General features: G+C 47.9%; 1 protein-coding gene. It reads left to right on the top strand.

Features of this window, described 5'->3' with window-relative positions; translation table 11 throughout:
* A partial coding sequence (locus R7044_RS27365) for an arginine N-succinyltransferase (RefSeq protein ID WP_225456243.1) occupies positions 1–549 on the top strand: 549 nt, incomplete at both ends.

The following is a 549-nucleotide window of genomic DNA, read 5'->3' as shown; positions in this document are numbered from 1 at the left end:
GGTCACGGATTTACATCTCTACCGGTTAACGAAGAACTGTTAACCAATCGAATCAAACACTCGGAGTACAGCTTTGGTAAGCCCGACGTGACCGAGCCCGGTGACGAAGGCTACCTAATGGTGGGTTTTGACTCTGAATCGGGTGAGGTTGCGGGTACCACCGGAATCGAAGCATCTATTGGCTGGGACGTACCGTTCTACTCATATCACATCAGTAAAGTGGTTCACTCTTCGCCAAAACTCGGCGTAAATAACGTCGTTAAACTACTGACATTTGGCAACAACTACACGGGGAACAGTGAGATTTGTACGCTGTTCCTACGCGAAAAATATCGCCAGGGCCTAAATGGCCGTCTGATGTCTAAGTGCCGCTTTCTTATGATGGCGGAGCACCCAGAGCGTTTCTCTAAAACCATCTTTGCCGAGATGCGTGGCGTCTCTGATGCGAATGGTAATTCTCCATTCTGGCAATGGTTACAAGAGCACTTCTTCTCTATTGATTTCACACTTGCAGATTATCAAACCGGCATCGGCAAGAAAGGCTTTATC

It is taken from the genome of Vibrio sp. 1402 (assembly GCF_033340275.1).
The sequence above is the reverse complement of the archived record's forward strand: the minus strand, read 5'-3'. Positions and strand labels throughout refer to the sequence as shown.